Origin of the sequence: Micromonospora sp. GCM10011541 (genome assembly GCF_042650725.1) — a bacterium.
In the GTDB taxonomy this organism is placed as follows: domain Bacteria; phylum Actinomycetota; class Actinomycetes; order Mycobacteriales; family Micromonosporaceae; genus Micromonospora; species Micromonospora sicca.
The window spans coordinates 647,606-672,581 of the sequence record NZ_JBHSBP010000049.1; the positions used below are offsets into that span (position 1 = coordinate 647,606).

The following is a 24,976-nucleotide window of genomic DNA, read 5'->3' on the forward strand; positions in this document are numbered from 1 at the left end:
AGGCCTTTTGGGGTCCGCGTCACGTCTGCCGGGGCCTGTCCGCCGCGGTGCGGGCCGTACCCTGTGGCTCCCCGTACCGCATTCCGCGGTCGATGACCCCGCCGGGAGCCTGCCGTGAACCAGCCGCCGCACCCGCAGCCGAACCCCGCCGCCGGGCCGCCGCCAGGTCCACCGGCCGCCGGCTGGCCGCAGCAGGGGCAGCCGGACGGCACGAGCGGGGGCTGGCCCGCGCCGCCGCCGGCCGGTCCGGGTTGGTCGGGGCCGCCGCCGCAGGGCTATCCGGGTGGGCCGGGCGGCGGTTGGTCGGGGCCGCCGCCGCAGGGGTATCCGGGCGGGTCGGGCGGCGGTTGGTCGGGGCCGCCGCCGCAGGGGTATCCGGGCGGGCCGGCGCAGTTGCCGCCGCCCTGGCAGCCGCCGGCGGCGCGACGGGCGAAGCGGATCCCGGAGGACCAGCCGTTCGTCGCCCGGCCCAGCCTGCGCAAGCGGGGGCTGGCCCTGGGCGGCCTCACCCTGCTGATCGGGCTGGTGATCGCCTGCCCGCTGGGGCTGGCGGCGTCGTCGGAGAACGGCGGCGCGGAGATCCTGCTCGCCGTACCGCTGATCATGTTCTTCTTCGCCCTGGTGGTCGGCCTCCAGCTCTGGCTGGTCTCGTCCGGCGGTCCGGTGCTCGCGGTCGGCCCGGCCGGGCTCTGGATCAAGACCCGGCCGACCCGGGGGCAGGCGATCTGGCTGCCGTGGGAGGCGATCGACCAGATCTACCGGCGGCGCTGGGGGCTGGAGAAGATGCTCTGCGTGCGGGCGCGCGACCCGCGGGCCGGCGGTGACCTGGGTGCCTTCACCGCGCTCGACGCGGGAATGCAGCAGGCGTTCTTCGGCACCGGGTTCACCGCCACGGTCAACTTCGCCGACCGGTCGGAGCAGGAGCTCATGGCGGCGGTGGTCCGCTACTCGGCCGGCCGCTGCCGGGTGGCCTGACCGGTCGGGCCGGCGGCTGTGCATTACCGCACACCCCGCACCCGCTCGGTTGCCCCCGGTTCCCATCTCGTTAGGCTGCGGCAAATGACCTGTCTCATCTGATGACAGGCGTCAAACTGATTTTCCAACGCTGGTGGCGGCGCGACGGCGCGCCGCGGAGACGGGACGGGACGCGCAATCGTGGACCTGTACGAGTACCAGGGGCGGGACCTGTTCGAGCGGCACGGGTTGCCCGTGCTCGCCGGCGGCGTCGCCACTACCCCGGAGGAGGCCCGCGCGATCGCCGAACGCCTCGGCGGTCGGGTGGTCGTCAAGGCGCAGGTGAAGGTCGGCGGCCGAGGCAAGGCCGGCGGCGTCAAGCTGGCCGAGGGCGCGGAGGAGACGGTGGCCCGCGCCACCGACATCCTCGGCATGGACATCAAGGGTCACACGGTCCACAAGGTCATGATCACGGTGACCGCGGACGTGGCCGAGGAGTACTACTTCTCGTACCTGCTGGACCGGGCGAACCGCACCTTCCTCTGCATCGCCAGCGTCGCCGGCGGCATGGACATCGAGCAGGTCGCCGCGGAGACTCCGGAGAAGGTGGTCAAGGCCCCGATCGACGCCAACACCGGCGTCGACGAGGCGAAGGCCCGCGAGATCGTGAGCGCCGCCGGCTTCCCGGCCGAGGTCGCCGACCAGGTCGTCGACATCGCGGTCAAGCTGTGGCAGGCGTTCGTCGCCGAGGACGCCACGCTGGTCGAGGTGAACCCGCTGGCGAAGAACGCGGACGGCAAGGTGCTGCTGCTCGACGCCAAGGTCACCCTGGACGAGAACGCCGCGTTCCGGCACCCGGACCACGAGGCCCTGGTCGACCAGGCCTCGGTGGACCCGCTGGAGCAGGCCGCCAAGGAGAAGGACCTCAACTACGTCAAGCTCGACGGCGAGGTCGGCATCATCGGCAACGGCGCGGGTCTGGTCATGTCCACCCTCGACGTGGTCGCGTACGCCGGTGAGCGGCACGGCGGCGTCAAGCCGGCGAACTTCCTCGACATCGGCGGTGGCGCGAGCGCCGCGGTGATGGCGAACGGCCTCGAGATCGTCCTCTCCGACCCGTCGGTGAAGAGCGTCTTCGTGAACGTCTTCGGCGGCATCACCGCCTGCGACGAGGTCGCCAACGGCATCATCCAGGCGCTGGGGCTGCTCGAGCAGCGGGGCGAGAAGGTCACCAAGCCGCTCGTCGTCCGCCTCGACGGCAACAACGCCGAGGCCGGTCGGGCGATCCTCGACAGCGCGAACAACCCGCTCGTGCAGCGGGTGGACACCATGGACGGCGCGGCCGAGCGGGCCGCCGAGCTGGCAGCTGCGGGGGTCTGATCATGGCTATCTGGCTGACCAAGGACTCCAAGGTCATCGTGCAGGGGATGACCGGTTCCGAGGGTTCCAAGCACACCCGGCGGATGCTCGCCGCCGGCACCAACGTGGTGGGCGGCGTCAACCCGCGCAAGGCGGGCCAGACGGTCGACTTCGACGGCACCGAGCTGCCGGTCTTCGCGTCCGTCGCGGACGCCATGAAGGAGACCGGAGCCGACGTCACGGTCATCTTCGTGCCGCCGCAGTTCACCAAGGGCGCGGTCGTCGAGGCGATCGACGCCGGCATCGACCTGGCCGTGGTGATCACCGAGGGCGTCCCGGTGCACGACACCGCCGCCTTCTGGGCGTACAACGTGGCCAAGGGCGAGCGGACCCGGATCATCGGGCCGAACTGCCCGGGCATCGCCTCGCCGGGCGCCTCCAACGCCGGCATCATCCCGGCCGACATCACCGGCACCGGCCGGATCGGCCTGGTCAGCAAGAGCGGCACGCTGACCTACCAGATGATGTACGAGCTGCGCGACATCGGCTTCTCGACCTGCGTCGGCATCGGCGGCGACCCGATCATCGGGACCACCCACATCGACGCCCTGGCCGCGTTCGAGGCCGACCCGGAGACCGACGCCATCGTGATGATCGGTGAGATCGGTGGCGACGCCGAGGAGCGGGCCGCCGAGTTCATCAAGGCCAACGTCACCAAGCCGGTGGTCGGCTACATCGCCGGCTTCACCGCGCCGCCGGGCAAGACCATGGGTCACGCCGGCGCGATCATCTCCGGCTCGGCGGGCACCGCCGAGGCGAAGAAGGAGGCCCTCGAGGCCGTCGGCGTGAAGGTCGGCAAGACCCCGACCGAGACCGCCAAGCTGATGCGGGAGATCATGTCCGCCGGCTGAGCCGTACGTGACGTGGTGGAGGGGGGCGACCGGCAGCGGTCGGCCCCCTCACCTGTACCAGTACAGGTCGCGGCCGCTGGCCCGCCAGATCGCGCTGCCGATGATGTTGATCACGCCGAACGCGATGGCCAGGTAGCCGAGCACGGGTGACTTGCCGAACCGCTTCGCGTCCCGGATCGACAGCCAGCCGAAGACGATGCCGAGGATGCCGCAGCAGATCAGGCCGAGGACGATGCCCAGTACGCCCCAGAGGGTGGTGCGGTCCCGGCCGGCGGCCGGCGGCGGTGGCGGCGGCGGATACGGAGCGTTCACGGCTTCCTCCGAGCGGTCGGTGCCGCGACAGGGAAGGGTCGCGTCCTGGGCCGAGGCTAAACCGGATCGAGGTCGGGAAGCCGGTGGATCACGGAACTCGCCGCCCTTCCGGGGCGGTATCGGACTGCCGCCGCTCGTGCGGCATGCCAGAGTAGAGCCGATGTCACCCGTCACCCCTGACCAGCCCCGCCGCCCCGCCGCCGGAGTCGCCGCCGACACCCGGCCGCCGGGCCGTGCCCGGCCGGCGTCCCGGGTGCCCGCGCCCCGGTCGGGGGAGGCGCCACGACGCCGGGCGCCGCTGCCCGTCGCCGCCGGCGTGGCGGCCGGGTGGGCGGCTCTCACGTCCTGGCTGCCGGTCACCGTCGTGCTCGGCCTGGCCCAGCTCAGTGAGGACGCCGGCTCGCCGGCGGGCGCGCTGCGCACCGGGCTGGCCGGCTGGCTGCTCGGCCACGGGGTGCCGCTGGAGACCTCCGCCGGCCCGCTCGGCCTGGCGCCGCTGGCGCTGGCGGCGCTGGCGGTCTGGCGGTTGACCCGGGCCGGGGTGCACGTCAGTCGGGCCATCGGCGCCCGCGACGGCCGCTCACCGCGGCAGGCGCTCACCGCCGCGGTCGCGGTCGGCATCGGGTACGCCCTGCTCGGCGCCCTCGCCGCGGCCGTCGTCGGCGTGGGCGGCCCGCGGGTGTCCCCGGTCCGGGCGGCGGTCACCTTCGCGGTCTTCGGCGCGCTGTCGGCGCTGGTCGGCGCGCTGCGCACCACGGGCGTGTCGGGCCTGCTGGCCCGGCGTTCCGCGCCGCCGTTGCGGGACGGGGTGCGGACCGGGCTGGTCGCCGGGCTGCTGCTGCTCGGCGCGGGCGCCGGGGCGGCCGGCCTGTCGGTGGCGACCGGGGGTGGCGACGCCGCCGACATGATCGGGGCGTACCGGACCGGGGTGGCCGGCCAGGCGGGCATCACCCTGGTCAGCCTCGCGTACGCGCCGAACGCCACCGTCTGGTCGGCCGCCTACCTGCTCGGCCCCGGGTTCGCCGTCGGCACCGACACGGCGGTGCGGACCAGCGAGGTCTCCGTCGGCGCGCTGCCGGCCGTACCGCTGCTGGCCGGACTGCCGCGCGGGCCGGTCGACGGGTTCGGCGCCGGACTGCTCGCGGTGCCGGTGCTGGCCGGGATGGCCGCCGGCTGGCTGCTCGCCCGGCGGCTGCTGCGGCTGGCCGTCGAGGACCGGACGGTGGTCGGCTGGGGGCCGCTGCTCGCCCCGGCGGCGCTCGCCGGACCGGTCGCCGGCCTGCTGCTCGGCGCGGCGGCCGCCGCCTCGGGCGGGCCGCTCGGCGGTGGCCGGCTGGCCGAGATCGGTCCGGTGCCCTGGCAGGTGGCCGGGGTGGCCACCGGGGTCGTCGGGGTCGGCGCGCTGCTCGGCGCCGCCGCCACGAAGCTCCTCGCCCGGCCACGCGGGCCTGAACTCTTGGTACAGCGAAAGGGGCATCCCGGACCACGCCGGGACGCCCCCATCACCTGATGGCCCGGCTCAGGCGCCGGGAACATTCATGTTGAGCGCCACAATCGCGATGATCTGCGCGATTCCCAGCACGATGCCGATCGCCCCGCAGATCAGGCCGGTGGTGACCTGGCTGCCGTTGGCCGCCACGCCCTGGCTGACCTTCTGCTTGCCGAGGTAGCCGGTGACCACCGCGGCGATGCCCAGCGGGATGCCCAGGTAGCAGCAGGCCAGCGGGATGGACGCGATGCCGAGGATCATCGACACCAGGCCGAGGGTGTTCTGCTGGCCCTGCGGCATCGGGTAGCCGGCGTTCGGGTACGTCGGCGCGGCGCCGTAGGGCGGCTGCTGGCCGTACGGGTCCTGGTACGGCTGCTGCCCGTACGGCTGTCCCGAGGTCGGCTGCCCGTACGGCTGGCCGGGGGTCGGCTGGCCGTAAGGCTGGCCGTACGGCTGTCCCGAGGTCGGCTGCTGCCCGTACTGCGGCGCCTGCGGCTGGGTGTACGGGTCCTGCGGCTGGCCGTAGGGCTGGCCGGCCGGGGGCTGCTGCCCGTACTGCGGCGCCTGCGGCGGCGGCGCGTACGGGTCCTGGTACTGCGGAGCGGTCGGATCCTGCGGCGGCTGCTGGCCGTACGGGTCCTGACCGGGGTAACCGGGCTGCATTACTGGATGCTCCTCAGGCTGGGGGTCGGCGGTCGTCAGTTCGTGCTGTTGCCGCTCATCATTCCGCCGACGCCCAGGGCGAGGCAGCACACGACCGTCAGGGCGATCCAGATGATGCCGATGATGAGGGCCAGCTTCGACCACTTCTTCGACTCGGCGGCGGCCGCCTGGGCGCCCGCGTAGTCACCCTGCTGGAGCAGCGGGTTCACCTTGGACGCGTTGATGATGGCCGGGATGGCCAACGGCCAGAACAGGAAGATCGAGACGATCGACATCGTCATGTTGTTGTCGATCTGCGGCGGCGGCTGCTGCTGCGGGTAACCAGGCTGCATGGCGGGCGTACTCCTCGTTCCATCGGCACCCCCGGGGGTGCCGGTTCACTGACGGGTGCGGGGCCGGGCGTACGCCGGGCACCGAGCGAAGCGACCGGCAGCGTATCGTGCCCGGGCCATCCGGGTGACCGCCCGAAGCGGCGCTGCCCGAGCGCTGGACGCCCCGACCTGCCCGATAGGGTGGCCGCGTGACCGAGCCCGCGTCCGTCGCCCGCCTCGTCGTCCTCGTCTCCGGCTCCGGCAGCAACCTTCAGGCGCTGCTGGACGCCGCCGCCGACCCCGCGTACGGGGCCCGGGTGGTCGCCGTGGGTGCCGACCGGGACGGGATCGCGGGCCTGGACCGGGCCGCCGCGGCCGGGGTGCCGACCTTCGTCGACCGGGTGAAGGACCACCCGACCCGGGAGGACTGGGACAAGGCGCTGACCGCGCACGTCACCGAGCACCGGCCCGACCTGGTCATCAGCGCCGGCTTCCTGAAGCTCGTCGGCCCGCACTTCCTGGCCGCGTTCGGCGACCGCTACCTCAACACGCACAACACCCTGCTGCCGGCGTTCCCCGGCATCCACGGTCCCCGGGACGCCCTCGCCTACGGCGTGAAGCTCACCGGGGCCACCCTCTTCTTCGTCGACGCCGGCATGGACACCGGCCCGATCGTCGCCCAGGTCGCCGTGCCGGTGCTGGACGACGACGACGAGGAGACGCTCACCGAGCGCATCAAGTCCGCCGAGCGCCGCCAGCTCGTCGAGCAGGTCGGCCGGCTGGTCCGTGAAGGTTGGACGATCACCGGAAGAAAGGTCACCGTGCCGTGAGTTCCACTCAGGACGAGCGCCGTCCGATCCGGCGGGCGCTGGTCAGCGTCTACGACAAGACCGGCCTGGTCGAGCTGGCCCGGGCCCTGCACGACGCCGGGGTGGAGCTCGTCTCGACCGGCAGCACCGCGTCGACGATCGCCGGCGCGGGCGTGCCGGTGACCCCGGTGGAGCAGGTGACCGGCTTCCCGGAGATCCTCGACGGCCGGGTGAAGACCCTGCACCCGAAGATCCACGGTGGCCTCCTCGCCGACCTGCGCAGGGACTCCCACGCGGCCCAGCTCGACGAGCACGGCATCGCCGGGATCGACCTGCTGGTCTCGAACCTCTACCCGTTCCAGGCCACCGTCGCCTCCGGCGCCGACCAGGACGAGTGCGCCGAGCAGATCGACATCGGCGGTCCGGCGATGGTCCGCGCCGCCGCCAAGAACCACGCCTCGGTCGCCGTGGTGACCGACCCGGCCGCGTACCCCGCGCTGCTGGCCGCCCTCGGCGCGGGTGGCTTCACGCTCGCCCAGCGCCGGGCGCTCGCCGCCCGCGCCTTCGCCGTCATCGCCGACTACGACGTGGCGGTCGCCGAGTGGTTCGCCGCGACGCTGGCCCCGGCCGCCGACGGGTGGCCGGAGTTCGCCGGGCTGGCGCTGACCCGGCAGGCGGTGCTGCGCTACGGCGAGAACCCGCACCAGGCGGCGGCCCTCTACGCCGACCCGGCCAGCCCGGCCGGCCTGGCCCAGGCCGAGCAGCTGCACGGCAAGGAGATGTCCTACAACAACTACGTCGACGCGGACGCCGCCTGGCGGGCCGCCAACGACTTCGCCGACCGGCCGGCGGTGGCGATCATCAAGCACGCCAACCCGTGCGGCATCGCCGTCGGCGTGGACGTCGCCGAGGCGCACCGCAAGGCGCACGCCTGCGACCCGGTGTCGGCGTACGGCGGGGTGATCGCGGTGAACCGCCCGGTGAGCGTGGAGCTGGCCCGTCAGGTCTCCGAGATCTTCACCGAGGTGCTCGTGGCGCCCGGATTCGACGAGGGCGCGGTGGAGATCCTCCAGGGGAAGAAGAACATTCGCCTGCTGCGCGCCCCGGAGTTCAACCCGCTGCCAGCGGAGTGGCGGCAGGTCACCGGCGGCGTCCTGGTGCAGTTGCGGGACCGGATCGACGCCGCGGGCGACGACCCGGCGAACTGGCGGCTGGCCACCGGCGAGGCGGCCGACGAGGCGACCCTGCGGGACCTCGCCTTCGCCTGGCGGGCGGTGCGCGCGGTGAAGAGCAACGGGATCCTGCTGGCCAGGGACGGCGCGACCGTCGGCGTGGGCATGGGCCAGGTGAACCGGGTCGACTCGGCGCAGCTCGCGGTCAGCCGGGCCGGGGCGGACCGGGCCCGCGGGTCGGTCTGCGCCTCGGACGCGTTCTTCCCCTTCGCCGACGGGCCGAAGATCCTGATCGAGGCGGGCGTCCGGGCGATCGTCCAGCCCGGCGGCTCGATCCGCGACGAGGAGGTCATCGCCGCGGCGAAGGAGGCCGGGGTGACCATGTACCTCACCGGCACCCGGCACTTCTTCCACTGACACGTCGTGGGAAGCGGGGCGCGGCCGGCGGCCGTGCCCCGCTTCGGCGTTGAGCCTCCACTCGGGAGCGCTCCCTCGGTCGCCGCGCTGACCAGCCGAAAGTACGACCATCAACCCGTTGCCGGTCGTCAACTGGTGTTGCTAGCGTGATCCCGGCAGCAAGCGATCGACCCCCCGGATACTCCTTACCACCCGTCTCCCGCCCGCGGCCCCCGGCCGCCCGCCCGAGCGGCGTCCGACATTCCTCGTTCCGACAGGTTGGCCCCATGCGCGTGTGCGACCGGTTGAGCGCCGTCGTCGTCGCGCTGGCGTTCGTCCTGGCCGGTCTGGGCGCGCCGGCCTGCGCGGAGGCCCACCTGCCCGGCGCGGTGGTCACCGCCGCGCACCGGTCGATCGCCCACGACGCGTCGCACGTCGTCCCTCCTGACGTACGGCGCATCGTCGCCCCGGTCGCCGCGCCGCACCCTGCCGCCCCGCCGTCCGGCGACCTCCGGGTCGTCGGGGAGCGCCACGCGCACCCCGACACTCCGCCGGAGCTGCGGGCGGAGGTTCCCGGCGGGCCCTGTGGTGACCACCGCGCCGGCGTCGGCCAGGCCGACGGACCGGACGATCTCCTCCTCGGCGCGCCCCTGCGGGTCGACGGCACGACGGTCGCCGTCCTCGCCGCGACCCCTTACCGGCCGCCGGTCGTTCCGCTGCCGCCCCGGGGCACCCTGCTCACCCGGGCGCCACCCGCCACCGCCTGACCCTCCCCGCCGTCCCGGTCCTGCCGGGCCCGACGAGGTGTGACTTGTCCGCCAGGTGGACGCCGCAGCGCGACGAGGGTCGAATCCGGACGGTGCCCGTCCGATCACCACGCAGCACACCACGGCCACGCCATCCGCCGCCGTGGTCTCCCTCCCCGGGCCCACCCTGCCCGGGACCTCCCTGAATCCTGGAGAATTCACATGTCGAAATTCCGCTGGCGCAAGCCGGCGACAATCGCGGGCGCGCTGGTGCTGACCGCCGCGCTCGGTGGCGTCGCGGCCACCAACCACGAGGTCCTCGAGGCCCTCGGCCTGGCCCAGGAGCCGGGCGCCAACCTGCCCTGGCACCCCCGGGAGTTCGCCGAGATGGCGGCCGGGGAGAACTCGGAAGAGGCCGGCGAGGAGGCCTTCGAGGCCCGGGTCATCGCCGAGCAGTTCGCCCAGGCCCGGTCGGCCCCGGGCATCGTCGCGCCGGGCGCGTACTCGAACGCGTTCAGCCAACTGAACGGGCTGCCGGCCACCAAGGGCAGCTGGCGCGAGGTCACCAAGATCAAGTACGACGGGGACGACCCCCGCTACCGCGACTACGCCTCCAACTCCTCCGGGGGCGCGGGCCTGGTGACCGGTCGGATCACCGGCCTCGCGGCGGACAACAGCGGGTACGTCTACGCGGCCGGCGCCGACGGTGGCGTGTGGCGGTCCTCGATCGGCGGCGGGAGCTGGACGCCGATCACCGACCAGCTGCCCACCCTGTCCAGCGGCGACGTGGTGCTCGCCGCCGACGGCTCGCTCTGGTACGCCTCGGGCGAGGCGAACACCGGCGCGACCTCGTACGTCGGCGCCGGCGTCTACCGGCTGGCCAGCCCGAAGACCGGTCAGTTCACCGCGGCCGACCGGGTCGGCGGCACCGAGCTGGAGAGCACGGTCATCAACAAGCTGCGGTTCTTCGACGGCAAGGTCTGGGCCGCCACCAACCGGGGTCTCTACTCGCACTCGATGAGCAGCGGCTCCGGGGCGTGGAAGTTCGAGTGGGCGCCGAACCCGAGCTACCTGCCGGGCGGGGCGGACGCGGGCACGGCCAACGCGGCGTACAAGAACATCGTCAACGACGTGGCCGACGACCCGCGCAATCCGAAGCACGTCGTGGTGGCCTCGGCCTGGCGGTCGGGCGACACCTACAACGGCTTCTACGAGACCGCCGACTACACGGCGGGCGGCTGGGCCAAGGTCAACCCGACCGGCTCCATCCCGGCCGACGACATCGGCTACGTGACGTTCGCGTTCTCCGCCGACGGCGGCAAGCTGTACGCGATCAACCAGTCGCCGAAGCTGCTCAACAAGCCGGCCGGCAACGTCAACAGCTACCTGGACGGCATCTACGTCTCCAACAACGGTTCGCCCGCCGGGCCGTGGAGCAAGATCGCCGACTCGTCGAAGCTGGGCAACTCCGGCTCCGCACTCAAGCAGACCGTGATCGGCAAGGGCTACGGTCCCGGCATCCAGGCCTGGTACAACCAGTTCCTCGCGGTCGACCCGGCGAACCCGAACCACGTCTGGGCGGGTCTGGAGGAGGTCTACGAGTCGACCGACGGCGGCGCCAACTGGAAGACCGTCGGGCCGTACTGGAACTTCGGCTTCTCCTGCTGGAACATCTACGACGCGCAGAACAAGTGCAACAAGACCACCCACTCCGACCAGCACTCGGTCGCGGTGGGCAACGGCTTCGTCTACGTCGGCAACGACGGCGGCATCTACCGCCGGCCGATCAACGGGAAGACCGACAAGGACGGGCACGCCACCGACTGGCAGAGCCTGAACGACGGCAGCATCGACGCCCTCCAGTACTACTCGGTCTCGGTCGGCAAGGACCCGGCCAAGGCGGGCACGGTGGTCTCCGGCGGTCTCCAGGACAACGGCGCCTCGGTGCTGCGGGCCGGCGACACCGTGATGGGCTCCAACTTCGGCGGTGACGGCGGCGACTCGCTGGCCGACCCGGCGAACGGCTGCCGGCAGGTCCAGGAGTACACCAACCTGGCCATGCGGGTGACCGAGAACTGCAACGCCAACCCGGGCCCGGGCACGGCGTCGACCTCCACCTCGCGGGACATCCAGCCGTACACCTCGGCGCCCGGCGACGAGCTTGCCCGGTTCATCGCGCCGTTCTCCCCGGACGCGAAGGACGCGAACGTGTGGGTCGCCGGCGGCCAGCACGTCTGGGTGAACACCAAGGGGTACGCGATCTCCAACGGCAAGGGCTGGACGAACGTCTTCGACCTGGGCGGCGGCCATACCGCGACCTCGGTGGGCGTCTCCGGCGGCACGGCGTACGTCGGTTGGTGCGGTCCGTGCAACAACGCCGGGTTCACCCGGGGCGTCGCGGTCGGCAAGGTGAACGACCCGGCGAGCTGGCACCAGCTGACCCTGCCGGCGGACTTCCCGAACCGGTTCGTGCAGGGCGCCGGCGTCGACCCGGCCAACCCGGCGCACGCCTTCCTCGCGATCAACGGGTTCTCCCGGCGGTTCACCGAGGGCCCGGGCGCCGGCTACGGCCACGTCTACGAGACGACCGACGCGGGCGCGACCTGGAAGGACGTCTCGGCGAACCTGCCGGACGTGCCCGCCAGCTCGATCAGGGAGCTGTCGAACGGCGCCCTGGTGCTCGCCACCGACCTGGCCACCTTCTACCGGGCGCCCGGGGCGACCGACTGGCAGCGGCTCGGCGCCGGCCTGCCGCTGACCGTCGGGATGGACGTCGAGTACAACGCGGTGGACAACTCGGTCTACGTGGCCACCCACGGCCGTGGCATCTGGGCGTTCGACCTGGCCCAGCTCTGAGACGTCGGCGGTCCGGCCCGGTTCCCGATCCGGGCCGGACCGCCGGCCCGACACCAGCCGGCCCCCGTCCCCTGTCCGGGGGCGGGGGCCGGCTGAATTCGGCGCGCGGCGGTTCGGTCGGCGGGTGGGGTGGGTCAGGCGGCGGCGGGGCGCACCTCGGCGAAGTGGCAGGCCGAGGGGTGCGGGTCGGCGGCGCGCAGGACCGTCTGCGGGTCCTGGATGGCGCAGATGTCCTGCGCCTTCCAGCAGCGGGTGCGGAAGTGGCAGCCACTCGGCGGGTCGGCCGGGCTGGGCACGTCGCCGGTGAGCCGGATCATGTTCCGGTTCTCCCGGGCGTCCGGGTCCGGCACCGGCACGGCCGAGAGCAGCGCCTGGGTGTACGGGTGGGTGGCCCGCTCGTAGATCTCCTGCTCGGTGCCGATCTCCACGATCCTGCCGAGGTACATCACCGCGACCCGGTCCGAGATGTGCCGGACCACCGACAGGTCGTGCGCGATGAAGATGTACGACAGCCCGAACTCGTCCTGGAGCTGCTCCAGCAGGTTGATCACCTGGGCCTGGATCGACACGTCCAGGGCCGAGACCGGCTCGTCGCAGACGATGACCTCCGGCCGCAGCGCCAGGGCCCGGGCGATGCCGATGCGCTGCCGCTGGCCGCCGGAGAACTGGTGCGGGTACCGGTTGATGTGCTCGGGGTTGAGCCCGACCACGTCCAGCAGCTCCTGCACCCGCTTCTGCTTGCTGCCCTTCGGTGCCGCGTCCGGGTGGATCTCGAACGGCTCGCCGATGATGTCGCCGACCGTCATCCGCGGGTTCAGCGAGGTGTACGGATCCTGCATCACCATCTGCATGTTGCGGCGCAGCCGGCGCAGCTCCGCGCCGGAGGACTTGAAGAGGTCCTTGCCCTCCAGCGTGGCCCGGCCGGAGGTCGGCGTCTCCAGCCGCATCAGCAGCCGGGCGAGGGTCGACTTGCCGCAGCCGGACTCGCCGACGATGCCGAGCGTCTCGCCCCGGCGCAGCTCGAAGCTCACCCCGTCGACGGCCTTCACTGCGCCGGTCTGCTTCTTGAACAGCACACCCTGGCTGATCGGGAAGTGCTTCACCACGTTGTCGACGGAGAGGATCGTCTCGCCGCGGACCTTGGTCGGGCTAGCGGGCGCTGTCATCACGGACCTCCTGCGCGAAGTGGCACGCGCTGGTCCGGCCGTCGCCGAGGACCAGGTCGTGCGGCACCACGTCCACGCAGACCTGCTGCGCGTACGGGCACCGGGGGTGGAACGGGCAGCCAGAGGGGATCCGCATCAGGTTCGGCGGCAGCCCCTTGATCGTGGAGAGCGCCTGCCCCCGTACGTCCATTCGCGGAATCGATTCCAGCAGGCCCTTGGTGTACGGGTGGGCCGGCGCCCGGTACAGCGAGCGCACGTCGGCGTGCTCGACGATCCGACCGGCGTACATCACGGCGATCCGGTCCGCGACGCCGGCGACCACGCCGAGGTCGTGGGTGATCAGGATCATCGCCATGTCGAGGTCCCGGCGCAGGTCGGCCAGCAGGTCCATGATCTGGGCCTGCACGGTGACGTCGAGCGCCGTCGTGGGCTCGTCGGCGATCAGCACCTTCGGGTTCAGGGCCAGCGCCATCGCGATCATGACGCGTTGCCGCATGCCGCCGGAGAACTGGTGCGGGTAGTCGCCCAGCCGCTTCGCCGCCGCCGGGATCTTCACCAGGTCCATCAGCTCGACGGCCCGCCGTCGGGCGTCGGCCCGGGACATCCCCTCGCGCTGGCGCAGCGTCTCGCCGATCTGCCAGCCGACCGGGAAGACCGGATTCAGCGCGGAGAGCGCGTCCTGGAAGATCATCGCGATCTCCTTGCCGCGCACCTGCCGGCGCTGCTCCTCCGACTGGGTCAGGAGGTCCCGGCCCTGATACAGGATCTGGCCGGAGCGGACGTGGGCCGGGGGAGTGTCGAGGATGCCCATGATCGCCTGGGCGGTCACCGACTTGCCGGAGCCGGACTCGCCGAGCACCGCCAGGGTCTCGCCCGCGTCCAGGTGGTACGAGACCCCGTTGATCACCTTGGCCACGCCCTCATGGGTGCGGAACTCGACGTGCAGGTCGCGTACCTCGAGCAGGTGGCCGCCGGGCGGGGTGGGAGAGGCCGGCGTCGGCCGGACAGCGGACTGGGTCATGAGAGTGTCACCGCAGCTTCGGGTCGAAGGCGTCACGGATCGCGTCGCCGAGCATGATGAACGCCAGCACGGTCAGCGCGAGGAAGGTCGACGGGACGATCAGCGGGGTCGCCGACTCCCGCATGTGGATCCGGCCGGTGTCGATGTCCTGGCCCCACGAGATCGTCGGCGCCTTGAGACCGATGCCCAGGAAGGAGAGCGTCGCCTCGGCGGCGATGAACGAGCCGAGCGCGATGGTGAGTACCACGATGGCCGGGGCCAGCGAGTTCGGCAGGATGTGCCGCCACATGATCCGGCCGTGGCCGGCGCCGAGCATCCGGGCCGCCGCGACGTAGTCCTGCTCCTTCGCGGTGATCACCGACGAGCGCACCACCCGGGCGGCCGTGGTCCAGCCGAGGATGGCCAGCACGAAGATCACCGCCGTGATCCGGACCGTCGGGCTGGCGTTGCCGACCCGCTTGAGCAGCACGATCGCGGCCAGCAGCAGCGGGATGCCGAGCACCACGTCGATCACGCGGGAGAGCACCGCGTCGATCCAGCGGCCGAAGTAGCCGGCCACCATGCCGACCACCAGCGCGATCACCCCGGTGCCCAGCGCGGAGAGCGCGCCGACCAGCAGTGAGGCGCGAGTGCCGTGGACCGCGCGGGAGTACGTGTCGCAGCCCTGAAAGTCGTACCCGAAGATGGCCCCGCCGGACGGCCCGGCGTGCTGCCGGGAGAGCAGGCAGTCGCTCGGGTCGTTCGTGGTGAACAGGCCGGGGGCCAGGGCCATCAGGGTGAAGATGACCACCAGCGCCAGCGAGATCCAGAAGATCGGGTTGCGCCGCAGGTCGCGCCAGGCGTCGCCGGCCAGGCTGCGCGGCTTGTGCGCCGCGCCGATCTGGTTGGGCGTGCCCGGCTCGCCGGAGGGGCCCCGGCGGGCGGCCTGGTTCTCGGTCGCCGCCACCGTCTCAAAATCACTCATAGCGGATCCTCGGATCGAGTACGGCGTACAGGACGTCCACCACCAGGTTCGAGACCAGGTAGACCACGACGAGCACGCTGACGATGCCCACCACCAGCGGTCCGTCCTCGGTGCGGATGCCGCGGAAGAGGTTGAAGCCGACACCGGGGATGTTGAAGACGCCCTCGGTGATGATCGCGCCGCTCATCAGGTTGCCCAGCTCGACACCGAGGAAGGTGACCACCGGGATGAGCGAGTTGCGCAGCACGTGGACGGTGACGATCCGGCGCTTGACCAGGCCCTTGGACCGGGCGGTGCGGACATAGTCGGCGCGCAGGTTCTCCGCCACCGAGGTACGGGTCAGCCGCAGCGCGGTGGCCAGCGACAGCGAGCCGAGCACGATGCCCGGCAGCAGCAGCGCGTAGAACGTCGGCTCGGAGCCGGCGGTGGGCGGGAAGAGCTGCCACTTGACGCCCAGGAAGTACTGGGCGAGCGGCGCCAGCACGATGGTCGGGATGCCGAGCACCAGCAGGGTGAGCACCAGCGTCGAGTTGTCGAAGATGCTGGCCCGGCGGATGCCGGCGATCACGCCGGCGGTGACGCCGAAGATGATCGCCACGGCGAGCGCGATCAGCGCGAGCTTCACGGTGATCGGCCAGGCCGCCTGAAGGATGTCGCCGATCTGCCGGCCGGTCAGCGACTGGCCGAGGTCACCCTGGAGCAGGCTCTTGACGTAGTCGAAGTAGCGGTAGAAGAAGCCACCGACGCCCGTGGCGTCCAGGTGGTACTTCTCGGTCAGGTATGCCCGCTGGGCCGCCGTCACCGGTCGTTCGCCTGCGAGGGCCTGGATGGGGTCGCCCTGGCCGGCGAACATCAGCGCGTAGACGATCAGGGTGGTCCCGAAGAACGCGAGGACCATCTGCAGTAGGCGCCGCAAGATGTAGCGGAACATGCTTAGCAGTCTCTCCGGAAATGTGCGAAAGGGTCGCGCGACGGCATCTCTGGTCGTACCGGAAATATCCGGTAGGGGTGCCGTCCGGCCCGGCCGGGGTAGCGCGGTCCGGGCCACCCGGGCGTCGTCGCCCGGGTGGCCCGCACCATGGTCAGCTCAGCTGGCCGCTTCGATCTTGACGAGGTTGACCCGCTGGAACAGGTCCATCTCAACGTTCTTCACCTTGGACGAGTGGCCGAACACGTTCTCGCCGAAGCGGAGCGGGATCACCGGCATGTCCTTGGCCAGGATGTCCTCCGCCTGCTGGTACTTGGCGATCGCCTCGTCCTGTGTCTTGGCGGCCGAACCCTCCTTGACCAGCTTGTCGAACTCCGGGTTGCTGTAGCCGTAGTAGTTCGACGAGCCGTTGGTGGTGTACAGCGGGCCGAGGTAGTCCTCCATCGACGGGTAGTCCATCACCCAGCCCATCCGGAACAGACCCACCGGCTGCTTCTTCTCGACCTTGGTCAGCAGGTCGGCGAACTTCGGCTCGGCCGAGCCGACGACGTCGACGCCCAGGTTGGCCTTCAGCTGGTTGGCGGTGGCGTCGACCCAGTCCTTGTGACCGCCGTCCCCGTTGTAGGAGATGACGATCTTCGACGGGCCGCCGGCGGCCTGGTAGAGCTTCTTGGCCTCGGCCGGGTTGAACTCCCCGGCAGCGCCCGCGGTGTTGTCCCGGTAGCCCGGCAGCACCGGCGAGACGAACGAACGGGCCGGCTGCTGCGAACCCTTGAAGATCGACTTGGTGATCTCGTCCCGGTCGATCGCCATCGAGATGGCCTTGCGCACGTCCGGCTTGCTGTAGTCCTTGTCGAACGTCGGGAACGCGAGGAACTGGAACGACGACATCGGGCTGGTCTGGTACCGGTCACCGAGGTCGGTCGGCGCGGTGCTCAGGTTCTCGGTCGGGATCGTCGGGAGGACGTCCAGGTTGTCCCCCTGCACGTCCGCGTAGGCCGCGGTGAGCTGCTGGTAGACCCGGAACTCGACGCCCTTGACCTTGGGCTTCTGGCCCGGGTACGCGTCGTACCGCTCGACGTCGATCTTGGCGTCGTGCTGCCAGGTGCCCTTCATCTTGAACGGGCCCTGACCGATCGGCGCCTGCTCGTACGAGTCCTTCAGCACGCCCGGGCCGGAGAACGCGGCCTCCGGCAGCGGGTAGAAGGCGGTGTAGCCGAGCATCGTCTTGAAGTCGATGTACGGCTCGGACAGCGTCACGGTGAAGGTGAGGTCGTCGACCTTCTTCAGCCCGGACATCGTCTTGGCCTTCGGTTTCTCGCCCTGCAGGTCCTGGTAGCCGGCGATCTTCTCGAAGAAGTAGCTGGCGCCCTGGCCGTTGGGGGCGTACGCGCCGTAGTTCCACGCGTTGATGTAGTCGTCGGACGTGGCCTTCTCACCGTTGTGGAAGGTGAAGCCGTCCTTCAGCTTGATCGTCCAGACCTTGTTGTCCGACGACGTCACCGACTGGGCCGCCACCTCGTACGGCTTGTTCTGCGCGTCGTAGTCGACGAGCGGGCTGAACAGGCCGGCGAGCACCTGGGAACCCGACGTCTCGGTGGTGTTCGTCGGAACCAGGTGCTGCGGCTCGCTGATCTGGATGCTGACGGCCGCGTTGGGGTCGCTGCTGCCGGATCCGCTGCCTCCGCCGCCGCCGCAGGCCGCGAGGCCCAGGGTCACCGCGAGCGGGAGGGCGGTCCAGGCAGCAAGCCTACGAACTCGCATTGAGTCTCCTCATCTCCTCACGCTGCGCAGTCAGGCCCGGCGTTGGGTGACGCTGCGCAACAATCGGCAACGGTAGGTCGCCGGCGGCAGCTTCGACAACGAGAGCGTTGCGAAGGGGTAACGGAGTGGGGTGCCGGGCCTTGTCGACGTCGGGCACCTCTGCTAAAGAGGAGGCCGGAATCCCTGCTCAGGCTGCCTCTCCGCCCGCCCGGCCGCGCGCCTGGCGTGCGGTCGCGATGCAGCCGCGACCTTGCGTGCCCGTTGTCCGCTCTGTGGAGGTTGATGATCGCCTGTCGGTCCCACGATGTGGCGCGATCCACAGCACGTAACTGTGAGTGATTAAACCCACGTTACGTTCAGTCACGGTTTGCCGTCGTCGGCCGGGCGGGCGACGCGCGTGAGACGATCGGTGCGTGACGGCGACGATCCTGGACGGCAAGGCGACCGCGGCGGAGATCAAGGACGAGCTGCGAGTACGGGTCAAGGCGCTCGCGGAGCGCGGCATCACCCCCGGGCTGGGCACCGTCCTGGTGGGTGCCGACCCCGGCTCCCAGGCGTACGTCAACGGCAAGCACCGGGACTGCGCCGAGGTGGGCATCGCCTCGATCCGGCGCGAGCTGCCCGCCGACGCCACCCAGGCCCAGCTCGACCAGGTGCTGACCGAGCTCAACGCCGACCCGGCCTGCCACGGCTACATCGTCCAGCTGCCGCTCCCGGCCCACCTGGACACCCAGCGCGCGCTGGAGATGATCGACCCGGACAAGGACGCGGACGGCCTGCACCCGGTCAACCTGGGCCGGCTGGTGCTCGGCTACGATGCTCCGCTGCCCTGCACCCCGCGCGGCATCGTGGAACTGCTCCGCCGGTACGACATCGCGCTGCGGGGCGCCAAGGTCGCCCTGATCGGCCGGGGCAACACGGTCGGGCGCCCGCTCGGCCTGCTGCTCACCCGGCGCAGCGAGAACGCCACGGTGACGCTCTGCCACACCGGCACCCTGGACCTCGCCGCGCACACCCGGGCGGCCGACATCGTCATCGTCGCGGCCGGCGTGCCGGGACTGCTCACCGCCGACATGGTCACGCCGGGCGCCACCGTGGTCGACGTCGGCATCACCCGGGTGATCGGCGCGGACGGCAAGGGCCGTTACACCGGCGACGTGGACCCCGAGGTGGCCGAGGTCGCCGGCGCGCTGGTGCCGATGCCCGGCGGCGTCGGCCCGATGACCCGGGCGATGCTGCTGACAAACGTCGTCGAGCGCGCCGAGCGCGGCTGATCCGCCCGCACCCGGCTCATCGGGTCGCCGGGGTGCTGTGTCGTTACGCCCAAGCGCGTCATAACCGTCCGCCCCTCGCCCGATCGGTGCCAGGATGGCTGATACGGTCCGGAAAACCGACTGGTATCAGGGAGTGGGACGACCATGGGTAAGAAGGTCACTGTCGTCGGCGCCGGCTTCTACGGCTCCACCACCGCACAGCGCCTGGCCGAGTACGACATCTTCGACACCGTCGTGATCACCGACATCGTGGAGGGCAAGCCGGCCGGTCTCGCGCTGGACCTCAACCAGTCGCGCGCGGTCGAGGGCTTCGAGACCAAGGTCGTCGGCGCCACCACCGGCCCGAACGGCGAGGGCTACGAGGCCATCGAGGGCTCCGACGTCGTCGTCATCACCGCCGGCCTGCCCCGCAAGCCCGGCATGAGCCGGATGGACCTGCTGGAGACCAACGCCAAGATCGTCCGTCAGGTCGCCGAGAACGTCGCCAAGTACGCCCCGAACGCCGTCGTCATCGTGGTCTCCAACCCGCTCGACGAGATGACCGCGCTGGCTCAGCTCGCCACCCAGTTCCCGAAGAACCGGGTGCTCGGCCAGGCCGGCATGCTCGACACCGCCCGGTTCACCAACTTCGTCGCCGAGGCGCTGAACGTACCGGTGAAGTCGGTCAAGACCCTCACCCTCGGCTCGCACGGCGACACCATGGTCCCGGTGCCCTCCAAGAGCACCGTCAACGGCAAGCCGCTGCGTGACGCGATGCCCGCCGCCCAGATCGAGGAGCTGGTCGTCAAGACCCGCAACGGTGGCGCCGAGGTGGTCGCGCTGCTGAAGACCGGTTCGGCGTACTACGCCCCGTCGGCCGCCGCCGCCCGGATGGCCAAGGCCGTCGCGGAGGACTCCGGCGAGGTCATGCCGGTCTGCGCCTGGGTCGACGGGCAGTACGGCATCTCCGGCGTCTACCTGGGCGTCGAGGCCCAGATCGGCCGCGAGGGCGTCAAGAAGGTCGTCGAGACCGACCTGGACGCCGACGAGCTGGCCAGCCTCAAGGCCGCCGCCGAAGCCGTCCGCGCCAAGCAGGCCGACATCGCCAACATGTGAGCTGATCCAACCCCGAAGGGGCACGCCGGCACCCGCCGGCGTGCCCCTTCGCCGTCCCCGCCCACCCCCGCCCCGGCCCCGGCCCCGGCCGAGTTGATCAGGAAGTTTGCGATCAGTGGGGTGGGGGGTGGCTCACAGGGGGGTGAAGGGGGTGCCGAGGTGGGGGGTGGCGAGGAGGGTGAGGCCGGGGGTCGCGGTGAGGGTGTGCAGCAGGGCCGTGCGGGAGGTGCGGGCGGCGGCGGGATCCTCCTCGTGGGCGTACGCGAGGGTGGGGTCGACCAGTTGCACGGCGTGCACCAGCAGGTCGCCGGTGAGCAGCAGGCGTTCGTCGCCGGAGTCGACCAGCACCGACTGGTGGCCGGGGGTGTGGCCCGGGGTGCTCAGCACGCGTACCGCCGGGGTCAGCGGGGTGTCGCCGTCGACCACCCGGAGCCGGCCGGCGGCGCGCAACGGGCCGACCAGCCGGGCCGGCAGCTCGGGGTGGAACGACTCCAGCGCGTCCAGCTCGGTCCGCTGCACCAGGTATTCGGCGTTCGGAAAGTAGGGGCGGCCCGGTGTGCCGGTCACCGCCCAGCCGATGTGGTCGCTGTGCAGGTGGGTCAGCACCACGGTGCGTACGTCGGCGGGATCGACGCCGGCGGCGGCCAGTTCCGCCGGCAGCCGGCCCGGCACCGGCGCCCAGCTCGCGGCGGGCGAGTCGGCCGGGCCGATGCCGGCGTCGACCAGCGTCACCGGCCCATCGTCGTCACGGACGGCGAAGCTGCGGAACTGCAGCCACCACTCCCCGTCGGCGGTCACCGACCCGGGATCGCGCCGGTCGGCCTCGCGCCACTGCGCCTCGGTGGCGTCGGGGAACGCCTCGGCGCGGGGCTGGAAGAACGGGCCCTCGCCGTCGGTGAGGGCGGTGACCGTGATAGACCCGAGGGTGCGGCTCAGTGGCATCCGGTGATGCTGCCAGTGGTTTCCTGCGCCGTGCACCCCGATTCCCGGCCGACCGAGGCCGGCTGGGGCACCCCGGCCAGTTTCCAGTACGCTCGTACTGCTTGAGCACGTGTCCCCCGAGAGGAGCGCCGGCCGATGGCGAAGATCAAGGTAAACAACCCGGTCGTGGAAATCGACGGCGACGAGATGACCCGGATCATCTGGAAGCAGATCCGGGAGCAGCTGATCCTGCCCTACCTCGACGTCGACCTGCACTACTACGACCTGTCGATCCAGCACCGCGACGAGACCGACGACCAGGTCACCGTCGACGCCGCCAACGCCATCAAGCAGCACGGCGTGGGCGTCAAGTGCGCGACCATCACCCCGGACGAGGCCCGGGTCGAGGAGTTCGGCCTGAAGAAGATGTGGCGGTCGCCGAACGGCACCATCCGCAACATCCTCGGCGGCGTCGTCTTCCGCGAGCCGATCATCATGTCCAACGTGCCGCGGCTGGTCCCCGGCTGGACCAAGCCGATCATCATCGGCCGGCACGCCCACGGTGACCAGTACAAGGCCACCGACTTCGTCGTCCCCGGCCCGGGCACGGTGACCATCACCTACACCCCGGCCGACGGCGGCGCCCCCATGGAGATGGAGGTCGCCAACTTCCCCGGCGGCGGCATCGCCATGGGCATGTACAACTTCGACGAGTCGATCCGGGACTTCGCCCGGGCCTCGTTCCGGTACGGGCTGGACCGCAACTACCCGGTCTACCTGTCCACCAAGAACACCATCCTCAAGGCGTACGACGGCCGGTTCAAGGACATCTTCGCCGAGGTGTTCGAGAACGAGTTCAAGGCCGAGTTCGACGCCGCCGGCATCACCTACGAGCACCGGCTGATCGACGACATGGTCGCCGCCGCGCTCAAGTGGGAGGGCGGCTACGTCTGGGCCTGCAAGAACTACGACGGTGACGTGCAGTCCGACACCGTCGCGCAGGGCTTCGGCTCGCTCGGCCTGATGACCTCGGTGCTGCTCTCCCCGGACGGCCGCACCGTCGAGGCGGAGGCCGCGCACGGCACGGTCACCCGGCACTACCGGCAGTGGCAGAAGGGCGAGAAGACCTCGACCAACCCGATCGCGTCGATCTACGCCTGGACCCGGGGCCTGGCCCACCGGGGCAAGCTGGACGGCACCCCGGCGGTCACCGAGTTCGCCAACACCCTGGAGCAGGTCATCGTCGACACCGTCGAGGGTGGCCAGATGACCAAGGACCTCGCGCTGCTCATCTCGCGGGACGCCCCGTGGCTGACCACCGACGAGTTCATGAACGCGCTCGACGAGAACCTGGCGCGCAAGATCAACGCCTGATTCCGCCCCGCGTCACCGACCGAGCCCGCCGGCACCCGCCGGCGGGCTTCGTCGTACCCGGGGGCGACGTGCGCGTCGGCCGTGGTGGCGCCGGCGACCGTCGCGGCGTCACCCCGTGGGGGTGCGGGTCGTTGAGCTGGGTGGACGTGATGCCAGTCCCGTCCAGGAAGGTTGACCGCGGTCGCCTCGCGGCCCGAGTGCCGATCAGCCAGCCTTCCCGGCTGTCGCGCACAGCCAGCCGTCCCTTCCCTGCGGGGGGCCCTGTCCCGGGCCCCCCGCGCCCGGTCTCCCGCCTCTGCCGGCAGCCGCCCCGCGTCGGCGCCTGGGCTCATGATCCAATCGCGTTGCGGCAGGTGGCGGTGTCCCGGTCGTCCGACACCGCCACCTCGCGCAGCTCAGGTGGACCATGCCGGACCGGACCGGACCGGGCCGGGCCGGGCCACGGGCCGAGGTCAGGCGGCGCGGAGGAGTTCGGCGGCCCGCTCAGGGGCGATGTCGTTGATGAAGACGCCCATCCCGGACTCCGAGCCGGCCAGGTACTTCAGCTTGTCCCTGGCGCGGCGGATGGTGAACAGCTGCAGGTGCAGGTGCCCCAGCTCGCGGTCGATCCGCACCGGCGCCTGGTGCCAGGCCGCGATGTACGGCATGGGCAGGTCGAACAGCCCGTCGAAGCGGCGCAGCACGTCCAGGTAGAGCGGCCCGAACGCGTCCCGCTCGGCGTCGTCGAGCGCCGGGATGTCCGGCACCGGCCGGTGCGGGGCGACGTGCACCTCGAACGGCCAGCGGGCGGCCGCCGGGACGTACGCGGTCCAGTGCTCGTTGCTCGCCACCACCCGCTTCCCGGCGGCCCGCTCGGCGGCGAGCACGTCGGCGTAGAGGTTGCCGCCGGTCCGCTCGGCGTGCCGCCGCGCGGCGGCCAGCATCGACCGGGTCCGCGGCGTGACGAACGGGTACGCGTAGATCTGGCCGTGCGGGTGGTGCAGGGTCACGCCGATCTCCACGCCCCGGTTCTCGAACGGGAAGATCTGCTCCACCCCGGGCAGCTCACCCAGCGCGGTGGTCCGGTCGGCGAGCGCGTCCAGCACGGTCCGCACCCGGCGCGGCGGTAGACCGGCGAAGGAGGCGTTGTGGTCGTCGGTGAAGCAGACCACCTCGCACCGGCCGCGCCCCGGGCGGACCGGGGTGAACGGGGTGATCTCCGCCGGCTCCTCGGCCACCCGCTGGCTCAGTGCCGGGAAGCGGTTCTCGAAGACCGCCACGTCGTAGTCGGGGGCCGGGATCTCGCTGAGCCGGTCGGCGGTCGACGGGCAGAGCGGGCACTGGTCGGCCGGGGGCAGGAAGGTGCGGGTCTGCCGGTGCACCGCCACCGCCACCCACTCGTCGGTGAGCGGGTCGAAGCGCAGCTGGGAGGCGGGCGGCGGCGGGAGGAGGTCGCGGAGGTCCGGCCGGTCGCGGACCGCGTCGTCCCGCTCGTCGAAGTAGATCAGCTCACGGCCGTCGGCCAGCTCGATCTGCGTACGCTTCACTCCGCCGCCTCCTCCGTGAGCCGCCCCGTGGCCCGCACAATCACCAGCTCACCCACCTTCTCGTCGAGTACCCGTCGTGCTTCCGGCGCCAACCGGTCGTCGGTGACCAGCACGTCCGCGGCGTCCAGACCGACGATGGAGGAGATCCCCACCGTGCCCCACTTGGTGTGGTCGGCGAGGACGACCAGCCGATCGGCGGCCGCCACCAGGGCCCGGTCGGTGTCCGCCTCCATCAGGTTGGGCGTGGTGAAGCCGGCCCGCTCGCTGATTCCGTGCACGCCGAGGAAGAGCAGGTCCAGGTGGAGCGAGGCGATCGCGGCCACGGCCAGCGGGCCGACCAGCGCGTCGGAGGGCGTACGGACACCGCCGGTGAGCACCACCGTCTGGTCCGGCCGCCCGCCCATGTGCAGGATCTCGGCCACCGGCAGCGAATTGGTCACCACGGTCAGCCCCGGCACGTCGACCAGGCGGCGGGCCAGCTCCGCGGTGGTCGTACCGGCCGACAGGGCGATCGCGGCGCCGGGGCGGACCAGCTCGGCGGCGCGGTTGGCGATCGCCGCCTTCTCCGCTGACTGGCGGACCGCCTTGGCGTGGAAGCCGGGTTCGTCGGTGGAGCTCGGGCCGGTCAGCGTGGCGCCGCCGTGCACCTTGGCGAGGAGGCCCTGCTCGTGCAGCGTCTCCAGGTCCCGCCGGATGGTCATGTCGGAGACGCCGAATTCGGCGGCCAGCTCGGTGACCCGCACGCCGCCGGCGCTGCGGACCCGATCCAGGATGGCCGTCTGCCGCTGCCGCGCCAGCATCCGTCGCACCTCCGGGGTCCCGCGACCACGTGTCCACGCGGTCGAACGTGTTCCAACAAAGATGAACACTAGCGCGCAGAAGGTCACGACGGAAGGAATGCCGCTGCAGACGGCGCCGCCGCCCGTCCCCGCCGGCCGGTCGACGAGCGGACCGGGGCGGGAAGC

At 71.7% G+C, this 24,976-nt stretch carries 22 protein-coding genes; 11 read left to right on the plus strand and 11 right to left on the minus strand.

Annotated elements, in window-relative coordinates; all coding sequences use genetic code 11:
- Window positions 1-114 precede the first annotated feature (114 nt).
- The 3 genes from ACFOYX_RS20265 to sucD all read left to right on the plus strand — a co-directional run bounded on the left by ACFOYX_RS20265 (window position 115) and on the right by sucD (window position 3,224).
- Window positions 115-975 carry a hypothetical protein gene (locus ACFOYX_RS20265; RefSeq protein WP_322440329.1) on the plus strand — a complete coding sequence of 287 codons (861 nt, stop codon included), beginning with the start codon at window positions 115-117 and terminating at the stop codon, window positions 973-975.
- 180 nt (window positions 976-1,155) lie between these two features.
- Complete coding sequence (gene sucC, locus ACFOYX_RS20270) at window positions 1,156-2,334, plus strand: ADP-forming succinate--CoA ligase subunit beta (RefSeq protein ID WP_322440330.1); 1,179 nt, start codon at window positions 1,156-1,158, stop codon at window positions 2,332-2,334.
- A gap of 2 nt (window positions 2,335-2,336) precedes the next feature.
- Complete coding sequence (gene sucD / locus ACFOYX_RS20275; RefSeq protein ID WP_109803466.1) at window positions 2,337-3,224, plus strand: succinate--CoA ligase subunit alpha; 888 nt, start codon at window positions 2,337-2,339, stop codon at window positions 3,222-3,224.
- Between the two features lie 48 nt (window positions 3,225-3,272).
- On the opposite strand, the gene ACFOYX_RS20280 is transcribed toward sucD, so the two are convergent.
- Window positions 3,273-3,536 (minus strand): hypothetical protein, encoded by a 264-nt coding sequence (locus tag ACFOYX_RS20280; RefSeq protein WP_109803467.1) that lies wholly within the window; start codon window positions 3,534-3,536, stop codon window positions 3,273-3,275.
- A gap of 160 nt (window positions 3,537-3,696) precedes the next feature.
- Here ACFOYX_RS20280 and ACFOYX_RS20285 point away from each other — a divergent pair, with 160 nt between their 5' ends.
- Window positions 3,697-5,046 (plus strand): DUF6350 family protein, encoded by a 1,350-nt coding sequence (locus ACFOYX_RS20285; protein WP_322440331.1) that lies wholly within the window; start codon window positions 3,697-3,699, stop codon window positions 5,044-5,046.
- Between the two features lie 9 nt (window positions 5,047-5,055).
- On the opposite strand, the gene ACFOYX_RS20290 is transcribed toward ACFOYX_RS20285, so the two are convergent.
- Together ACFOYX_RS20290 and ACFOYX_RS20295 are read right to left on the minus strand one after the other, a co-directional pair.
- On the minus strand, window positions 5,056-5,688 hold the full coding sequence (locus ACFOYX_RS20290; protein ID WP_322440332.1) for a hypothetical protein: 633 nt from the start codon (window positions 5,686-5,688) through the stop codon (window positions 5,056-5,058).
- Window positions 5,689-5,723: 35 nt separating this feature from the next.
- Window positions 5,724-6,020, minus strand: a complete 297-nt coding sequence (locus tag ACFOYX_RS20295; RefSeq protein ID WP_109803469.1) for a CD225/dispanin family protein — start codon at window positions 6,018-6,020, stop codon at window positions 5,724-5,726.
- Window positions 6,021-6,208: 188 nt separating this feature from the next.
- Here ACFOYX_RS20295 and purN point away from each other — a divergent pair, with 188 nt between their 5' ends.
- From purN to ACFOYX_RS20315, 4 genes are all read left to right on the plus strand, one after another.
- Window positions 6,209-6,829, plus strand: coding sequence for a phosphoribosylglycinamide formyltransferase (gene purN, locus ACFOYX_RS20300; RefSeq protein WP_109803470.1), 621 nt, complete (start codon window positions 6,209-6,211; stop codon window positions 6,827-6,829).
- The gene (gene purH, locus ACFOYX_RS20305) at window positions 6,826-8,397 is read left to right on the plus strand and encodes a bifunctional phosphoribosylaminoimidazolecarboxamide formyltransferase/IMP cyclohydrolase (RefSeq protein WP_322440333.1); all 1,572 of its coding nucleotides are present in this window, start codon (window positions 6,826-6,828) and stop codon (window positions 8,395-8,397) included. The genes purN and purH overlap by 4 nt, the downstream gene beginning before the upstream one ends.
- A 266-nt stretch (window positions 8,398-8,663) precedes the next feature.
- The gene (locus tag ACFOYX_RS20310; protein ID WP_322440334.1) at window positions 8,664-9,143 is read left to right on the plus strand and encodes a hypothetical protein; all 480 of its coding nucleotides are present in this window, start codon (window positions 8,664-8,666) and stop codon (window positions 9,141-9,143) included.
- 201 nt (window positions 9,144-9,344) lie between these two features.
- Complete coding sequence (locus tag ACFOYX_RS20315; protein ID WP_322440335.1) at window positions 9,345-11,978, plus strand: glycosyl hydrolase; 2,634 nt, start codon at window positions 9,345-9,347, stop codon at window positions 11,976-11,978.
- Window positions 11,979-12,112: 134 nt separating this feature from the next.
- Here ACFOYX_RS20315 and ACFOYX_RS20320 read toward each other — a convergent pair whose 3' ends face one another.
- The 5 genes from ACFOYX_RS20320 to ACFOYX_RS20340 form a co-directional block, all read right to left on the minus strand.
- Window positions 12,113-13,144 (minus strand): ABC transporter ATP-binding protein, encoded by a 1,032-nt coding sequence (locus ACFOYX_RS20320; protein WP_109803771.1) that lies wholly within the window; start codon window positions 13,142-13,144, stop codon window positions 12,113-12,115.
- Window positions 13,128-14,165 (minus strand): ABC transporter ATP-binding protein, encoded by a 1,038-nt coding sequence (locus tag ACFOYX_RS20325; RefSeq protein WP_109803772.1) that lies wholly within the window; start codon window positions 14,163-14,165, stop codon window positions 13,128-13,130. Before ACFOYX_RS20325 ends, ACFOYX_RS20320 begins: the two co-directional genes overlap by 17 nt.
- 7 nt (window positions 14,166-14,172) lie before the next feature.
- Window positions 14,173-15,129: an ABC transporter permease gene (locus ACFOYX_RS20330; RefSeq protein ID WP_109803773.1), complete on the minus strand. Its 957-nt coding sequence runs from the start codon at window positions 15,127-15,129 to the stop codon at window positions 14,173-14,175.
- A complete protein-coding gene (locus tag ACFOYX_RS20335; protein ID WP_109803774.1) occupies window positions 15,122-16,060 on the minus strand; it encodes an ABC transporter permease in 939 nt (312 codons plus the stop codon). Before ACFOYX_RS20335 ends, ACFOYX_RS20330 begins: the two co-directional genes overlap by 8 nt.
- A 156-nt stretch (window positions 16,061-16,216) precedes the next feature.
- Entirely contained in the window at window positions 16,217-17,821 is a 1,605-nt protein-coding gene (locus ACFOYX_RS20340; protein WP_322440336.1) for an ABC transporter substrate-binding protein, read from the minus strand.
- 413 nt (window positions 17,822-18,234) lie between these two features.
- Here ACFOYX_RS20340 and ACFOYX_RS20345 point away from each other — a divergent pair, with 413 nt between their 5' ends.
- Together ACFOYX_RS20345 and mdh are read left to right on the plus strand one after the other, a co-directional pair.
- Complete coding sequence (locus ACFOYX_RS20345; RefSeq protein ID WP_322440337.1) at window positions 18,235-19,095, plus strand: bifunctional methylenetetrahydrofolate dehydrogenase/methenyltetrahydrofolate cyclohydrolase; 861 nt, start codon at window positions 18,235-18,237, stop codon at window positions 19,093-19,095.
- A 144-nt stretch (window positions 19,096-19,239) separates the two neighbouring features.
- Window positions 19,240-20,190 carry a malate dehydrogenase gene (gene mdh, locus ACFOYX_RS20350; protein WP_109803777.1) on the plus strand — a complete coding sequence of 317 codons (951 nt, stop codon included), beginning with the start codon at window positions 19,240-19,242 and terminating at the stop codon, window positions 20,188-20,190.
- Window positions 20,191-20,322: 132 nt separating this feature from the next.
- On the opposite strand, the gene ACFOYX_RS20355 is transcribed toward mdh, so the two are convergent.
- Entirely contained in the window at window positions 20,323-21,132 is an 810-nt protein-coding gene (locus tag ACFOYX_RS20355) for an MBL fold metallo-hydrolase (RefSeq protein ID WP_322440338.1), read from the minus strand.
- Window positions 21,133-21,267: 135 nt separating this feature from the next.
- On the opposite strand from ACFOYX_RS20355, the gene ACFOYX_RS20360 reads away from it, so the two are divergent.
- Window positions 21,268-22,485 carry an NADP-dependent isocitrate dehydrogenase gene (locus tag ACFOYX_RS20360; RefSeq protein ID WP_322440339.1) on the plus strand — a complete coding sequence of 406 codons (1,218 nt, stop codon included), beginning with the start codon at window positions 21,268-21,270 and terminating at the stop codon, window positions 22,483-22,485.
- A 452-nt stretch (window positions 22,486-22,937) separates the two neighbouring features.
- On the opposite strand, the gene galT is transcribed toward ACFOYX_RS20360, so the two are convergent.
- Both galT and ACFOYX_RS20370 read right to left on the minus strand, forming a co-directional pair.
- Window positions 22,938-24,011, minus strand: coding sequence for a galactose-1-phosphate uridylyltransferase (gene galT / locus ACFOYX_RS20365; RefSeq protein WP_322440340.1), 1,074 nt, complete (start codon window positions 24,009-24,011; stop codon window positions 22,938-22,940).
- Complete coding sequence (locus tag ACFOYX_RS20370; RefSeq protein ID WP_322440341.1) at window positions 24,008-24,811, minus strand: DeoR/GlpR family DNA-binding transcription regulator; 804 nt, start codon at window positions 24,809-24,811, stop codon at window positions 24,008-24,010. The genes galT and ACFOYX_RS20370 overlap by 4 nt, the downstream gene beginning before the upstream one ends.
- Window positions 24,812-24,976 lie beyond the last annotated feature (165 nt).

Bases quoted from the DNA above. Each gene is read 5' to 3' on its own strand.
- ACFOYX_RS20325 (WP_109803772.1), bottom strand. From the start codon at position 14,165: ATGACCCAGTCCGCTGTCCGGCCGACGCCGGCCTCTCCCACCCCGCCC.
- ACFOYX_RS20285 (WP_322440331.1), top strand. From the start codon at position 3,697: ATGTCACCCGTCACCCCTGACCAGCCCCGCCGCCCCGCCGCCGGAGTC.
- ACFOYX_RS20295 (WP_109803469.1), bottom strand. From the start codon at position 6,020: ATGCAGCCTGGTTACCCGCAGCAGCAGCCGCCGCCGCAGATCGACAAC.
- ACFOYX_RS20320 (WP_109803771.1), bottom strand. From the start codon at position 13,144: ATGACAGCGCCCGCTAGCCCGACCAAGGTCCGCGGCGAGACGATCCTC.
- ACFOYX_RS20290 (WP_322440332.1), bottom strand. From the start codon at position 5,688: ATGCAGCCCGGTTACCCCGGTCAGGACCCGTACGGCCAGCAGCCGCCG.
- ACFOYX_RS20360 (WP_322440339.1), top strand. From the start codon at position 21,268: ATGGCGAAGATCAAGGTAAACAACCCGGTCGTGGAAATCGACGGCGAC.
- ACFOYX_RS20335 (WP_109803774.1), bottom strand. From the start codon at position 16,060: ATGTTCCGCTACATCTTGCGGCGCCTACTGCAGATGGTCCTCGCGTTC.
- sucD (WP_109803466.1), top strand. From the start codon at position 2,337: ATGGCTATCTGGCTGACCAAGGACTCCAAGGTCATCGTGCAGGGGATG.
- ACFOYX_RS20340 (WP_322440336.1), bottom strand. From the start codon at position 17,821: ATGCGAGTTCGTAGGCTTGCTGCCTGGACCGCCCTCCCGCTCGCGGTG.
- ACFOYX_RS20355 (WP_322440338.1), bottom strand. From the start codon at position 21,132: ATGCCACTGAGCCGCACCCTCGGGTCTATCACGGTCACCGCCCTCACC.
- mdh (WP_109803777.1), top strand. From the start codon at position 19,240: ATGGGTAAGAAGGTCACTGTCGTCGGCGCCGGCTTCTACGGCTCCACC.
- ACFOYX_RS20330 (WP_109803773.1), bottom strand. From the start codon at position 15,129: ATGAGTGATTTTGAGACGGTGGCGGCGACCGAGAACCAGGCCGCCCGC.
- ACFOYX_RS20370 (WP_322440341.1), bottom strand. From the start codon at position 24,811: ATGCTGGCGCGGCAGCGGCAGACGGCCATCCTGGATCGGGTCCGCAGC.
- ACFOYX_RS20315 (WP_322440335.1), top strand. From the start codon at position 9,345: ATGTCGAAATTCCGCTGGCGCAAGCCGGCGACAATCGCGGGCGCGCTG.
- ACFOYX_RS20310 (WP_322440334.1), top strand. From the start codon at position 8,664: ATGCGCGTGTGCGACCGGTTGAGCGCCGTCGTCGTCGCGCTGGCGTTC.